16 protein-coding genes are annotated in these 14746 nt (G+C 37.5%); 12 read left to right on the top strand and 4 right to left on the bottom strand.

The window, feature by feature from the left end:
- The 6 genes from AC4G3N_RS02295 to AC4G3N_RS02270 all read left to right on the top strand — a co-directional run bounded on the left by AC4G3N_RS02295 (window position 1) and on the right by AC4G3N_RS02270 (window position 7328).
- Window positions 1–3642, top strand: coding sequence for a dynamin family protein (locus AC4G3N_RS02295; RefSeq protein WP_491089644.1), 3642 nt, complete (start codon window positions 1–3; stop codon window positions 3640–3642).
- The gene (locus tag AC4G3N_RS02290) at window positions 3614–4453 is read left to right on the top strand and encodes a sulfurtransferase (RefSeq protein WP_139891772.1); all 840 of its coding nucleotides are present in this window, start codon (window positions 3614–3616) and stop codon (window positions 4451–4453) included. The genes AC4G3N_RS02295 and AC4G3N_RS02290 overlap by 29 nt, the downstream gene beginning before the upstream one ends.
- Window positions 4454–4543: 90 nt before the next feature.
- Window positions 4544–5434, top strand: coding sequence for a 5'-3' exonuclease (locus tag AC4G3N_RS02285; RefSeq protein ID WP_491089642.1), 891 nt, complete (start codon window positions 4544–4546; stop codon window positions 5432–5434).
- Window positions 5435–5579: 145 nt separating this feature from the next.
- Entirely contained in the window at window positions 5580–6044 is a 465-nt protein-coding gene (locus AC4G3N_RS02280) for an NUDIX hydrolase (protein WP_066107291.1), read from the top strand.
- 139 nt (window positions 6045–6183) lie between these two features.
- Window positions 6184–6453, top strand: a complete 270-nt coding sequence (locus tag AC4G3N_RS02275) for a DUF6123 family protein (protein ID WP_066107287.1) — start codon at window positions 6184–6186, stop codon at window positions 6451–6453.
- 140 nt (window positions 6454–6593) lie between these two features.
- The gene (locus AC4G3N_RS02270; protein WP_254654728.1) at window positions 6594–7328 is read left to right on the top strand and encodes a DUF5694 domain-containing protein; all 735 of its coding nucleotides are present in this window, start codon (window positions 6594–6596) and stop codon (window positions 7326–7328) included.
- Between the two features lie 146 nt (window positions 7329–7474).
- On the opposite strand, the gene AC4G3N_RS02265 is transcribed toward AC4G3N_RS02270, so the two are convergent.
- Together AC4G3N_RS02265 and AC4G3N_RS02260 are read right to left on the bottom strand one after the other, a co-directional pair.
- Entirely contained in the window at window positions 7475–7870 is a 396-nt protein-coding gene (locus tag AC4G3N_RS02265; protein ID WP_066107284.1) for a VOC family protein, read from the bottom strand.
- A gap of 49 nt (window positions 7871–7919) precedes the next feature.
- Window positions 7920–8315 carry a reverse transcriptase-like protein gene (locus AC4G3N_RS02260; RefSeq protein WP_066107281.1) on the bottom strand — a complete coding sequence of 132 codons (396 nt, stop codon included), beginning with the start codon at window positions 8313–8315 and terminating at the stop codon, window positions 7920–7922.
- Between the two features lie 130 nt (window positions 8316–8445).
- On the opposite strand from AC4G3N_RS02260, the gene AC4G3N_RS02255 reads away from it, so the two are divergent.
- Together AC4G3N_RS02255 and AC4G3N_RS02250 are read left to right on the top strand one after the other, a co-directional pair.
- A complete protein-coding gene (locus AC4G3N_RS02255; RefSeq protein ID WP_066107277.1) occupies window positions 8446–9111 on the top strand; it encodes a reverse transcriptase-like protein in 666 nt (221 codons plus the stop codon).
- 8 nt (window positions 9112–9119) lie between these two features.
- Window positions 9120–9335, top strand: a complete 216-nt coding sequence (locus tag AC4G3N_RS02250; RefSeq protein WP_066107273.1) for a zinc-finger domain-containing protein — start codon at window positions 9120–9122, stop codon at window positions 9333–9335.
- Between the two features lie 24 nt (window positions 9336–9359).
- Here AC4G3N_RS02250 and cspD read toward each other — a convergent pair whose 3' ends face one another.
- The gene (gene cspD / locus AC4G3N_RS02245) at window positions 9360–9560 is read right to left on the bottom strand and encodes a cold-shock protein CspD (protein ID WP_066107270.1); all 201 of its coding nucleotides are present in this window, start codon (window positions 9558–9560) and stop codon (window positions 9360–9362) included.
- Window positions 9561–9772: 212 nt separating this feature from the next.
- Here cspD and AC4G3N_RS02240 point away from each other — a divergent pair, with 212 nt between their 5' ends.
- Window positions 9773–10759: an HD-GYP domain-containing protein gene (locus AC4G3N_RS02240; RefSeq protein WP_066107267.1), complete on the top strand. Its 987-nt coding sequence runs from the start codon at window positions 9773–9775 to the stop codon at window positions 10757–10759.
- A gap of 88 nt (window positions 10760–10847) precedes the next feature.
- Here the strand turns inward: AC4G3N_RS02240 and metA are convergent, their stop codons facing one another.
- Entirely contained in the window at window positions 10848–11756 is a 909-nt protein-coding gene (gene metA / locus AC4G3N_RS02235; protein WP_066107265.1) for a homoserine O-acetyltransferase MetA, read from the bottom strand.
- 151 nt (window positions 11757–11907) lie between these two features.
- On the opposite strand from metA, the gene AC4G3N_RS02230 reads away from it, so the two are divergent.
- Genes AC4G3N_RS02230 through AC4G3N_RS02220 form a run of 3 tightly spaced genes read left to right on the top strand, consistent with a single transcriptional unit; the run spans window position 11908 to window position 14676 of the window.
- Window positions 11908–13596, top strand: coding sequence for a formate--tetrahydrofolate ligase (locus AC4G3N_RS02230; protein WP_139891777.1), 1689 nt, complete (start codon window positions 11908–11910; stop codon window positions 13594–13596).
- 37 nt (window positions 13597–13633) lie between these two features.
- Window positions 13634–14140 (top strand): hypothetical protein, encoded by a 507-nt coding sequence (locus AC4G3N_RS02225; protein WP_066107259.1) that lies wholly within the window; start codon window positions 13634–13636, stop codon window positions 14138–14140.
- Window positions 14141–14199: 59 nt separating this feature from the next.
- Complete coding sequence (locus tag AC4G3N_RS02220; RefSeq protein ID WP_139063861.1) at window positions 14200–14676, top strand: glutathione peroxidase; 477 nt, start codon at window positions 14200–14202, stop codon at window positions 14674–14676.
- Window positions 14677–14746 lie beyond the last annotated feature (70 nt).

Raw genomic sequence — 14746 nt, 5'->3', positions numbered from 1 at the left:
ATGAGACTGCATACAAGGGAAGTAACACTTAACCAGCTTTACGCTATTTATAAGTACTTTGAACAAGATGGGGATCAAGTACGGGCACAAAAAACGATCGATATTATGAATAAGGTTAATGATAATGAGTATAGCTTGGCATTTTGCGGACATTTTTCGGCCGGAAAATCTACGCTTATTAATTATATTTTGAAACAGCCGATATTGCCTTCCAGTCCCATTCCGACAAGTGCTAATATCGTGAAAATAAGGAGCGGCAATGGAGAAGCCAGGGTCACTTTAAATGATCAAAAATGTCTAATCTTTCAGCCGCCAATTGATTTTAACAAAATTAAAGAATTTGCGAAAAACGGAGGTTCCATCCAAAAAATCGATTTGATGATTCAGAATTTTCCGTATGCAGACAACTTAGTTTTATTGGATACACCAGGGATTGACTCAACTGATGAAGCCCATGAATTGTCGACTGCCTCCTCATTTCATCTGGCTGATGCGGTTTTTTATGTGACCGATTACAATCATATTCAGTCAGAAATAAATTTTCAGTTTACAAGAGATCTGGCACGTATGGGGAAAAGAATATATGTCATCATTAATCAAATCGATAAACATCAGGAGGATGAGCTTTCTTTTACATCTCTTAAACAAAGTGTAAAGCAAGCTTTTAAGGATTGGGATATACCAGTAGAAGAGTTTTACTTTACTACTATGAAAGCGGAGGATCATCCCTTTAACCAAGCTCACCGTGTAACTGAAAAAATAGCTGAATTAGCTGGTATTGCGCCAGCTTATGATGTGAATTCACTTCTTAACCATTTAATAACGGAGCATCTAAATTGGAAAGAAGCGGATTCCAATCAAGCCAGAAATCATCTGGAGCAGCAGCTGCATGACAAACAGAATCATCACTTGTTAGAAATTATTGATTCTGCTGAAAAATTTAGTAAAAGCATTATTAATTTCCGTGAGCATGAGGAAGATAAATTTGATGAACAAATTGGGCATATTATCGAAAATAGCAATATCACTCCATATGAATCCAGGGAACTGGCGAAATCATATTTGGAATCAATGGTTACATCTTTTAAAGTCGGGAGAATATTTGGAAAAAGTAAAACAGAACAAGAAAAAGAAACTCGTAAAGCTAATCTGATTCAAAATATTAAACAGCAGACTGAATCGACAATTTTGTGGAATTTAAATGAATATTTTCAAAGAATGATGAACGATTATCCAGGACAAAAACAGGAGAGTCAGAATATCATCCAGTCATTCGACTATGATATTCCCTATGAAACGATCATTGAGGTAGATCAGTTAGCTTCTGTTACCAGTGACTTGGTGTTGAATTTTTCCAAGGATTTGGCATCTTCCATTAAAAAAGCTGCGGGCAAGCAAGCGTTAACTCTTTTCAATACCTTGGTGAGTCAGTGGGAAGAGGAAAGAGAGCAGCGTCTCACCCGGGTGAAGGAGGAATTAAAATCGGACCATTCTATTCTTCACATTTGGCAGGATTGGCAAGTACAGCTGACTAATCAGCGGAGCTATAAAGATAAAATTATGAATGAGTTGACTAAAAGATCCAGATATAACCTTACAGAAGTCATGGAATTCCTGCAAAGCCAGCAAAAAGAGAGTTCAATTGTGGAGATGGATATTAAAGAAGTTAAAGATATTGAACCTGAGCCAAAGCCTGAACGGATTATAAAAAAAGTGGAGACGGCACAGCCGATTTATACATCTGAGCAAGTGGCTTTAAAGCTGCAAAAAGCTTCCCAGGCTTTGAACCACTTACCTGGTCTTGAGAAATTAGCGCAGGAGCTGAAAAATAGGGCAGATTCACTGATGAATCAAACTTACACTTTAGCTCTCTTTGGTGCTTTCAGTGCAGGGAAATCCTCATTTGCCAATGCACTTTTAGGAGCAAACGTTTTACCCGTTTCACCGAATCCTACTACCGCTGTCATTAATCGTATTTTGCCGCCAACGAGCCTACATAAACATGGTACTGCTACCATTCATGCTAAGACGGAGACCATGCTGCTCGATGATTTAAATGAACTGTGGTTTGAGGATGGTTTAAAAGTACAGGATCTAGCGATGGCAAGGAAACAGGCGCAAACCATGCTCAAGAAACAAAGCTATGCGCTAGGATTAAAGGTTTCTTTCCTGGAGGCATTTTTAAAGGGGATTGACTCCTTTGAAGAAAATCTTGGTGAAAGTTTTGCCGTTTCATTGGATGAGTTTTCTGTGTATGCAATAGATGAAACAAAATCATGCTTTATCGAACGCATTGATTTATATTATGACTGTGATTTAACGCGAAAAGGCGTTATTTTAGTTGACACTCCCGGAGCGGATTCTGTTAATGCGAGACATACAGGTACCTCCTTCAATTATATAAAGCATTCAGATGCGATTTGCTTTATTACGTATTATAATCACCCATTCGCACGGGCTGACCGAAATTTCCTTGATCAACTGGGACGGGTTAAGGATTCATTCAGTATGGATAAGATGTTTTTCCTTTTGAATGCGGCTGATTTGGCTGAAAATCTGGAGGAGAGAAAGGTGGTTGAGGATTATTTACGCAGTGAATTGCAAACTTCAGGAATCCATCATCCACGGATTTATCCAATTTCAAGCCGTGCAGCGCTACAACAAAGGACTGAAGAACTCAATTCAGGAAATGAGGCATATATCGAGCTGTTTTCCCATTTTGAATCAGCTTTCTATTCATTTATTCAGGAGGAGCTTAAAGGTATATTAGTTAATGCAGCTATGCTGGATTTAGATAAGGCACTTCAGCTTACCAGTCGACTTGTCGAGCTGTCCAATGAAACCGAGGAGCAGAAGACGAAAAGACGTGTCCAATTGCATGAAAACTGGGAGCGAGTGTTAGCGATATTAAATGAAAAAAGATTTACTCATGAAATGGCCAGGATGAAGCAGGAAACAGAAGAATTGATTCATTATAGTAAGCAAAGGATTAACCTGAACTTCCCGAATTATTTTAAAGAATTTTTTAATCCCGGTACATTAAAGGACCATCGGCAGTCCCTTTTAGCCTGTACGAATCGTTTACTTGATCAAGTCAGAATTGAATTGGCCAATGAAATACAGGCTACATCCTTGCGTTTAGAGGTTATGGTCAAAAAGACCATGCATGATACCTATGTCCAGTTAGTTCAAGAGATTCAAACCATCCATAAAGATTGGTCATTCAGTGAGCCTAAGTCAGATTTACAAAACGAATATAATACCGACCGAGCGCTATTAAATTTAACGGCAGATGATTTCAAAGAAGAACTGAGACTTTTCAAGGGTACCCAGCATTTCTTTGAAAAGAATGGTAGAAAACCAATGGCTGATGCCTTTTTGGAGAAGTTAAACGACTATCTAGATGTTTATTATACAGATCAACAGAACAAATTGTTTGAGCATTTTGAATCAGCCATTCAGTATATAAGTCTTTCATTCATTGAGGAGATGAAAACCGAAGGCAATGAACGATTGAAAAGTATGGAATTGACATTAAACAAGAAATCTAATCCTCAAATTTACCTGGAGGCTGAAAAGCAAATCAAGTTAATTTTAGAATCGGAGGAGGAGAATGCAGTTGCAGCTGGTAAAAGAGTCTGAATGGTTATTTGAACATTTGAGTGATCCTGATTTACGTATCATCGATTGCCAATTCCATTTATCCAATAAAACAGCGGGACGAGAACAATATAGAGAATGCCATATACCGGGAGCTGCTTTTATGGATGTTGCTCAGGATTTGTCCGGTCCAATTAAGGAACATGGAGGAAGACACCCGCTTCCTGCGAGAGAAGACTTTATTGAACTAATGAAAGCCATCGGTATACATGAACAGACAACCGTTATTGCTTATGATGGCGGCGAGGGAGCTTTTGCCGGTCGCTTTCTATGGACAGCCCAATTATTTGGATATGAGCGTGTATATGTACTTAATGGAGGATTAAAGGCTTGGCTGGAGAAAGGATATCCAGTAACCGAGGATATTCCTGTGCTGACACCAACAGATTATGCCCCTGTCATGAATAAGAATCTATTAGTCACTTACCCTGAAGTGAAAGACTGGGCAGAGAATGATAGACCAGGTTATTTAATAGATTCCAGAGAATCAGACCGCTATAAAGGAATCCATGAGCCGATTGATCATAAAGCTGGGCATATACCCGGTGCAATAAATATGGATTGGACTGAAAATTTCAGGAACGGTAAATATTTGCCTGTACCAGAGTTGGAAAACCGTTTTAATCACTTGAACAAAGATGAGCCAATCATTGTTTATTGCGGTTCCGGTATTACAGCAACTCCTAATTATATTGCACTCAAGGAAGCAGGTTTTACGAATGTGAAAATCTATGCCGGCAGCTTTAGCGATTGGATATCCTATCCGGAAAACAGAATAGAAACGGACCAGTAAATTGATTTGATGGGAAATTTTTAAGAAGAGAATAAGGCCCGGATATGGTACAATCTGATAACAGAGAATCAGAACATCAGGGGGATTAGGATGAATCAAAATACTAATACATTATTATTAATAGATGGTTTTAACTTACTTAGCAGAGGTTATTTTGCAACTGCTTATGGGAAAACAGAAGATCAATTATATCGAAATAAAAATGGGATTTATACCAATGCACTGCGCGTGTTTTTTCAAAAAATGTTCAGCCTTATTAAAACTCACCAAGTAACGCATTTAGCTGTTGCTTGGGATGTAAAGCGCGAAGAATCGTCCCGCAGACAAAAATTTGATTTTTATAAAGCGACACGCGGAGAATTGCCGGCACCGCTCATTATGCAATATGAAACATTGCGTTCAAGTCTAGAACGGATTGGCGTTAAGCAGCTGTCTGTGCCTTCCTATGAAGCAGATGATGTAATCGGTGCGATTTCTACTATGTGGAGTACGAATAACATGGGGAAATGCTTAATTTACAGTAATGACCGTGACCTGTTTCAATTGCTGAATGAACATACGAGTCAAATTATTGCCAGTAAAACAGGAGATCGTGTTTATACCATTGAAGATTTTCGTGAGGATTATGAAATAGAATCAGCGCAATGGGTCGATGTAAAAGCACTGCTGGGCGATGCAAGTGATAATATTCCGGGCTGTCCTGGTATTGGTGAAAAGACAGCTTTACCACTTATCCAGCATTACCAAACGCTGGAGGGGCTATATGAACAGCTGGAATTATTAGATCCAAAATTCAATCGATGCAAGAAAAAGCTGGCGGCAGGACAGGAATCAGCCTTTATAAGCAAAGAATTGGCCCAAATTATATGTCAAATAGATGTATTTGAGGATTGGACTCATGAACATCTCATGTATGAGATTAATCATGATATTTTGGCTGATGAACTGGAAGAATTAGAATTAAGAATTCGTGTCAGCTAAAAATATATTGAGTAGTCATGATCGAGCTTTATGCCTGAAGGTTTAGGGCTCGATTTTTTTTTTTGATTGATTCATATAAACATGCAAAATCTTCGCTGTTACATTGATTAGTATTACAGAGCGGTAAATAAAAGGAGAGATGAGATTGGGCTATATTGAAGATTTAAGAGCTATTGTGGGTCATCGTCCCTTAATATTAGTTGGATCAGTCGTCGTTATTTCTGACAAGGAAGGCAGGCTGTTGTTGCAGCAAAGAAAATTTCCGAAGGAGTCATGGGGGCTCTCAGGCGGCTTAATGGAGCTGGGAGAAACGACCGAAGAAGTAGCCAGACGTGAAGTGACAGAAGAAACCGGCCTTACGCTGGGCAAGCTGCATTTTATTAATGTATATTCCGGACCGGAGTATTTTGTAAAGGCTGCTAATGGAGATGAATTCTATTGTGTCACGATTGCGTATTATACAAATGAATACGAAGGTGAATTAGTTGTAGATGAAAGTGAATCTATAAAGTTTGAATTCTTTTATCCACATGAATTACCGGGAAGAATCGTTAAAAGCCATAAAAAAATCATTGATGAATATTTATTAAAATTGGATACCGGGAAATAAGGGAAGGGTTAATTCAGTTGTAAAAGTCACCTGGGTGATCAACCTTTTTCAGACAATACGACAAAAACCTGTATTCAACTTTTTAAAAATGTTTTACAATAAAAGAGTAATTTTGTGAAGGAGTGTGTTTGGGGGATACATGGAAAAATTAGAAGACTATATTTGTAGATTATCTTCGAAAGGATTTCGTCTTGGAGAAGAGGCAATAGGATTTATCTATTTTGGAAAACAGTTGACTTCAGCACCAGACTGGATCGTAAACATTGCACTGGAAAATACATTGAAAGCTCAAAAGAGATTTGATGGAGGTTTTTATATATCACTGCTGGAAACCTTGGTGAATGGTAAAGTTTCCAACAGAAAAGAAGCAAATCAATTAATGAAGGAACATGGCTTACAGGTATCTTGATTTCAATAAATCAAGGTATTTTTTTGTGGCTATTAATCCATATATAAACTAGTATTGCCAGCTTTATTGCTAAAAGATAGCTTTTTAGGCAGGATTTTTCCTGAATATTGTCTAATAAATGGATGATTAGGAGGGATATCATGTCGAAAAAGCCAAAAGTAATGATTCTCGGAACTTTTCATTTGCGATATACACCGGATTTTCATCGCGGAGATTTCGATGAGTCTATCATAACGGATCAGCAAAGGGAAATTGAAGCAGTCGTTAAATGTCTGAAAGAATTTAAACCGACTAAAATAGCCCTTGAAGTCGTAAAAGAAGAACATACTTCTCTAAATGACGAGTATGATAAATATCTGAATGGTGAGTTGAGAAATGAGGTCAACGAAATCCACCAATTTGGATTCAGGACTGCTGCTGAATTAGGTCATAAGGAAGTTTATGCGGTCGATTGGATGGAATCGGTTGGGAATAGGGGACTTGGTCAGGTATATGATTGGGCAAAAGAAGAACAGCCAGATAAATATGAATTTATTAAGGACCATTACTGGTCAAAGTTAAATAAAAGCTTTGATCACATTGATATTTATGAGTTAGTTAAAGCGTGCAATACAGACTCAAGAATTAAACTAGAGCATGAATTGAATATGATGATTGCACAAATAGGAAAAGGAACAGACTATATCGGGATTGATTGGCTAAGATGGTGGTATCAGCGAAATTTAATTATTTATGCGAATCTTGTTGAAATGACTGTTTCACCCGAGGACAGAACACTTTTAATAATAGGTTCAGCCCATATTCACCTACTGACTCAGTTCATCAAAGAAAGTGGAACAATGGATGTTATTCCTGCTATAAACTATTTTAATTAGTCGTATCCTAAAGGGTTTTCTGAGTTTTTTATACTGAACTGACAATGTATTTTGGTTATACTAAAATTCTCACTTAAATAGTTGGCAAGATGTTCTAGGGTTACAATTTCAACTACTATACATTAGAACAACTAACCTAAGGGAGGTTAGGGTGCTACTAATTCAACTTTAATTCTGTCAGGATCTTCGAAAAAAACGGCATAATGATTTTTCCCACCTGCAAATGGATGTTGATCCTGATAAAGAATTAATATATCCTTTTCTTTTAATTTCTTTGTTAGATCGTCTACCTGTTGCCTGGATTCGGCATGAAACGCCAAATGGTTTAATCCCGTTCCACATCTGTGATAAGGGATATCCATATATTTATCCTCCGTCTGAACGAAGACTATATAGGTATCCCCTATTCTAAAGCTTTGTCCACTATCCCACTCCTGGTAAAGTTCATATCCCAATTCAGCTAGAAGCCAGCCCCAAAAGTCAATGGATTTATTTAAATCTGATACATTGATTTCAATATGATGGATAAGCCCTTGCGACAATGATTTTTCCTCTTTTCTATTTTTATTCCATACCGTTTCAACCGAATGATTATTTCTGCTCGTTCATTTGCACAGCTTGCCGGGATAACAGATCAGCTGATTTGTTTTGCGATTCTGGAATCCATTTGATGAAAAATAAGGAGAATTCAGACGAAAGCTCCAGTGCCTGATTGAGTAATTGTCTAAAGGATTCTTTTTTTACATACTCTTTTTCCATTGCATCCGCCACGTGTTTTGAATCGGTTCGAACAGAGATGACATCGTAATTTTTATCCAGGCATATCTTCAAAGCATGGATCAAGGCTAAGTATTCAGCTTCATGATTATTATGGATGCCAAGGGGTATGGAATATCGGTGGACTTCACCATCTGCTTTTATAAAAATACCGGCACCGCTTGGACCTGGATTTCCTTTAGCTGCGCCATCTACATATACTTCTATCATAAGAAAACATCCTTTCAAGTTAAAAAGTACATGAATTTTTATTAAATGTCTACTGTCATAGTTTTAGTGGTATCAGGATAATTTATATATAATGAATTAATTGTATAAAGGATTGGGAAGGGAGAAAGAAATGAACGTAACAGTAAAGGGTATCTACAATAAATCCAAAATACCTCCTATAACCTTCACATCAGAAGAAATGGAAAGTCAATTTGCTTTAAGGCTTGTCAATGATCTCGAAAGCACGGGAAGATGGCGAGATTTCATTTTTATTGATGAACTGGGACAGGAATGGACAAAGAAACAGTTTCAAAAGCTGACAGAGGAAATAGAAGAAACCCCACAGAATGTAACGATTTATTTTGATGGAAGTCACAGACCGGGTGAAACCTTTGCAGGAGCTGGCATTGCGATTTATTACACACAAAACAATAAAAGGTTTCGCATACGGAGCAATGAAGTCTTTGATTATATAGAGGACAATAACGAAGCAGAATATTGTGCATTATTAGCAGCTGTCAAAAGGCTTGATGAACTGGGAGTTAAACATCAAAAAATTATGATAAAAGGGGATTCTCAGGTCGTATTGAAACAATTAACAGGAGAATGGCCTTGTTATGAAGAAAATTTAAATAAGTGGCTGGATCGGATCGAAGAACAGCTTAAGAATCTTGGCTTGCACTTTGAGACAATGGCAGTTCCAAGAAAAGATAATGAGGAAGCACATCGGCTGGCAACACAGGCACTAGAGGGAATTGAGATAGACGGTCAACTTGAATTACCAAAAATGGGGTGATGTTATCGATGAATAAAAAAAAGGGAAAAAAAGATGCTCTTAAACAGGTTGATTTTTTGTTAAGTACGTATTGTGATGGCTGCTTTCTACACAAACAGCTTGTTCGGGATAACGGCCGTACTCATGCACACCGTTTTTGTATCAATCAGTGTACAGTTGGTGAATCCTTGAAACATATAGGCGGAAATTTAAATAAGAAAACAGAAAAGCCGCCTATCCAATAGGCGGCTGTTAATTTTGGTTCATTATTAGGCTTTTTGTACGTTAGTAGCTTGAGGTCCTCTTTCTCCATCTACGATTTCGAAAGTAACTTCTTGGCCTTCTTCTAAAGATTTGTATCCTTCACCTTGAATTGCTGTGAAATGTACGAATACATCATCTCCGCCTTCAACTTCGATAAAACCAAAACCTTTTTCGTTGTTAAACCATTTTACTTTACCGTTTTGCATAGATTTATTCCTCCTAAAACTGTGGCTCAAAAGCCAATTACTATTTATCATAAACTTTAGATAAGTCATGATAATTTCAATATACAACATTCAAATATACAGTGTCAAAATGGATTTTAAAAAATATTGAAAATTTTTAAGAGGTGACTGGATAATTGGGTAAATATGGTATAATTGTTAAAATGAAATGAAAACATATGTCGGGGTGTCTGATGGATACACATCATAATGGTTTTTCTAATTATTTGCTGGAAAGAGTTTATATGAATCAATTACAAAAAGAAATAAGAGATAAGGTGGAACAAAAAACACCTTCTATCAAAGATAATGGGGAATTCCGAATGATGACGACAGAAGAGGTTTCTTTATGCATGGATCAGGCATGTACGGATATTCGGCATATATTTAAGGATATAAAGAGACGTGGAGAAATTTCCGTCAATCGGGTTAAACAGGAGATTATCCCTGTTATCAAGAGTGCATCATCGAGTCCGCGAATTTTTGAATTGCTTCATCAAACTAAACGTAAAGAGGAGTATACATACTGGCACTCCATTTGCGTAGGAATTCTATCCGGTCTAATCGGGAGATGGCTGAGATTGCCTATAGATGAGCTGGAAGACCTTATGATTTCTGCTGTTTTGCATGATATCGGCATGACCATGGTTCCGGAGAACATCTTAGATAAATCAGGTAAACTTACCTCTCAGGAATATAATATAATGAAACAACATACCGTCTATGGGCATGAACTATTAAGTAGTCTCGACCATATCCCTGATTCCGCTGCCATTGTTGCCTTGCAGCACCATGAGAGAGAAGATGGAATGGGGTATCCTCATGGATTAAAGGGTAAGCAAATTCATTACTTTGCTAAGATTGTCGCCATAGCAGATATATATCATGCGATGTCCTCAGAAAGAGTTTATCACGAAGCAACACCATTTTATTTAATCATCAAACAAATGCAGAATGATGTATATGGAACATTAGATGCTCATATTTTATTGGTTTTCATGGATAGATTGCTTCAGGCGCTGGTGGGCAAAAAAGTAAAGCTGAATAATGGCGAATATGGTTCGATTCTTCTCATAAATCGATATAATCCACTTAAGTCTTTAATAAAGACTGAAAGGGGAATCATAGATTTAATGGCATTTAGGGATATTGAAATCGTTAAGATTATTAATGAAGTATAAGAGGATATTGGATATTAGAAGAAAAAGACAGCTGATAGGCTGTCTTTTATATTTTATATAAGAATTTCTATTGTAAGAATACTTATCATTATTTCCACTGGTAAGGTGTCGTCTGATAGACATAATAATTCAGCCAATTAGAAAATAGAAGACTTGCGTGGCTTTTCCATGTATGAAATGGGAGCTGCAGCGGGTCGTCCTCAGGAAAATAATTTTGAGGAATAGGGGCACCTGAGCTCTTTGATAAGTCACGCTTATATTCATGGGACAAGGTAGCCAAATCGTATTCTGGATGACCGGTTACCATAATTAATCGTTTATCCTTAGAAGCGACCAGGAACAAACCTGCTTCCTCCGATTCTGCTAAGACGATTAACTCCTCATGATTGCGGATCTCTTCTGCTTCAATATCTGTATATCTTGAATGCGGAGCGTAAAAAACATCATCAAATCCTCTTACAAGGCTTTCGAATGGTTTCAATACTTTATGCTTATAGATGCCTGTACATTTTTTATTTAATAATTGCTTTGATATTCCAAAATGATGGTATAGGGCTGCTTGGGCTCCCCAGCATATATGAAGGGATGAGGTTACATGCTCCCTTGACCAATCCATTATGTTGATTAGCTCATTCCAATAGTGAACTTCCTCGAAGTCTAGCTTTTCAACCGGCGCTCCAGTAATAATTAAGCCGTCGAAGCGCTTCGTTGATACTTCGGGGAAGGTTGAGTAGAATTGTTCCAAATGTGTATGGGGTGTGTTTTTACTTTCATGTGTTTCCATTCGTAAAAAGGTTATTTTGACTTGCAGAGGAGTATTGCTTAGTAATCGAAGCAGCTGTGCTTCGGTTTTCTCTTTTTCAGGCATTAAGTTTAAAATGAGAATGTTTAAAGGTCGGATATCCTGACTAAGAGCTCTGTTATCATCCATTACGAAAATATTTTCTTCTTCTAAAATTTGTTTGACGGGTAGTTTATTTGGAATCGTAATCGGCAAGATATGGACCTCCTTGTTTGTTTAAATTTTCAAAATATTAAATAATATTACCATTGTATTCATATTTTTGAGAGGTTGTAAATAATAATGTGTGTTTGATATATATTTTTTGTTAAACTAATTATGACTATTGATTTTTAGGGGGCTCAGCATGAATTTGGACACAATTGTAAAAAGTGATATCGAGATTGCTTTAAATGCAAAAATGAAACCCATAAAAGAAATTGCTGAAACGATTGGATTAAAGGAAGAAGATTGGGAAGCTTACGGGAAATACAAGGCGAAAATCTCTCTTGATGTGTTAAAATCCCGCAGCACCAAAAAGGATGGGAAATTAATTCTCGTTACTTCCATCAATCCTACTAAAGCAGGGGAAGGGAAATCAACGGTAACCGTTGGTCTAGGAGATGCGTTTTCTCTTCTTGGAAAGAAAGCAATGATAGCGATGAGAGAACCTTCTCTTGGACCAGTCATGGGTGTAAAGGGAGGTGCAACTGGCGGCGGTTATTCACAGGTACTCCCAATGGACGAAATTAACCTGCACTTTACTGGTGATTTACATGCCATCACAACAGCAAATAATGCACTGGCAGCTCTGATTGATAATCATATACAGCAGGGAAATGAACTGCAGATTGACCCGCGGAAAATTATTTGGAAAAGGGTCCTTGATATGAATGACCGTGCTCTTCGGCATATTGTAATCGGGCTTGGCGGGGATAAGCACGGAATTCCCCGTGAAGATGGCTTTGATATAACCGTAGCATCTGAAATCATGGCAATTCTTTGTCTCGCGATAGATTTAGATGACTTAAAAGATAAATTAGGGAAGATTGTGATTGGATACACCTATCAGGATACACCTGTTTCTGTTTCAGACTTGGGTGTAGAGGGTGCACTAACTTTATTGTTGAAGGATGCTTTAAAGCCTAATTTGGTTCAAACTATTGAACATACGCCTACGCTAATTCATTGTGGTCCGTTTGCAAATATTGCACATGGATGCAACAGTGTACTTGCTACAAAAACAGCCCTTAAGCTAGCTGATTATTGTGTTACAGAAGCAGGATTTGGTGCGGACCTTGGCGGAGAAAAATTCTTGAATATTAAGACAAGCGCTGCTGATCTTACTCCGGATGCTGTCGTTATCGTGGCAACATTAAGAGCCTTAAAGATGCATGGTGGCGTACAATCGGATAAATTAAAAGAGGAAAATCTAAATGCGATTGAATTAGGGTTCCAGAATTTAGTGAAGCATTGTGAAACGATTCAAGCTTTTGGATTGCCTTTTATCGTCGCTTTAAATAAATTTTCTGCAGATACTGATGCAGAGGTGGAACGATTCAATACTTTATGTCAGAAACATGGATTACCTTTCTCTTTAACAGAAGTGTGGGAAAAAGGTGGGCAGGGCGGATTGGACCTTGCAGCAAAACTTGAAGACCTTATGAAGGAGAATACCAATACATTTAAACGTCTATACGAATCAACGGATTCCATTCAAGAGAAAATTGAAAAAGTCGCAAAAATTGTATATGGGGCACAAAAGATTGAATATTCTCCTGAAGCTCTGCAACAAATACATAAATATGAATCAGAAGGATGGGGGCAGCTCCCTGTTTGTATGGCTAAAACCCAGTATTCATTATCGGACAATCCAAGTTTGTTGGGCAGGCCTGAAGGATTTACATTGTATATCAAAAAGCTAAAGCCTTCTGTAGGAGCAGGTTTTATTGTGGTACTTACTGGAGATATTATGACAATGCCTGGATTACCTAAAAGACCAGCTGCTTTAAAGATGGATGTCGACGAGAATGGCAATGCGGTCGGATTGTTTTAATAAGGATAGGGAGATTATGTAAAATGGAGGTGATCTCATGTTTGATCCATCAGTTTTTGAAAACCTGAAAGTAGTAGTTGAAGGTGCCTTTTATGATTTAGACTTAGAAGGCGAGTTAGCCATCATAGACAGGCATGATTATGTTGACTTAGCCTATATGTCAAGAATTTTTGAGATTAGTACAAGGCTTGATGCTTCGATGGAAAAAGCGGTTGAATGTACACTTTCTTTAAGTGCAGGTTTACAAGCTTTCTCATCAGAAAAGCTATCATCCATAACGAAACGCGAGCCGGGATGTGATCTTAAAATTAAATTTAGGTATATCGATCCTGAGCATCCTCTCCGCAATATTCATATATTGAAGCAGATCTGGGATAAAGGGTATCATTACCGGGTTTTTAAACATACTCCGATTGGATTTAAACATGAAGATCCATTCGTAACGATTGAAATTAAGCAGGATAAGCCAATTTATGAGGATGAAATTGATCAATTACATACCTATGTCAGCCAAATCCATCATATACTGAAAGCAGAAGGTTAGATTTTTTTGAACGAAAGTAAAACTTGATCAGTCATGTATTTTTAGCGGGAGTGAAGATGATGAACATTTATGATTTTAAGGCTAACTTAATCACTGGAGATGAAGTTTCCTTTGAAAGATATATGGGGAAGGTCCTGCTTATTGTGAATACTGCCAGTAAATGTGGGTTTACTCCACAGTATAAAGAGTTAGAATCCTTTTACCAAAAATATAAGGAGCAGGGCTTGGTTATTCTTGGATTTCCGTGCAATCAATTTATGAATCAAGAACCCGGAGATGAAATGGAAATCCATTCATTCTGCCGAACTAATTATGGAATTACCTTTCCTATGTTCGCAAAAGTGGATGTAAGAGGAGACCAAGCTCATCCATTATTTAATTATTTAACAGAACAGGCCCCTGGTGTGATGGGTTCCAAGGCGATTAAATGGAACTTTACAAAGTTTCTCATTGATCGAAATGGAAAGATTGTAAAACGTTTTGCACCCTCTACAAAACTTTCTGAAGTAGAGAAAAGTATCGTTGATTTATTATAGGACAGACCTCTCCTAGCAAAGGAGAGGTCTTATATTTGTATCTTTTTAAAAACGCTTTTGGTTATAATAG

The organism is Bacillus sp. z50, from assembly GCF_058313585.1.
Note: the sequence above shows the minus strand (reverse complement) of the source record. Positions and strands in the feature narration are given on the sequence as shown.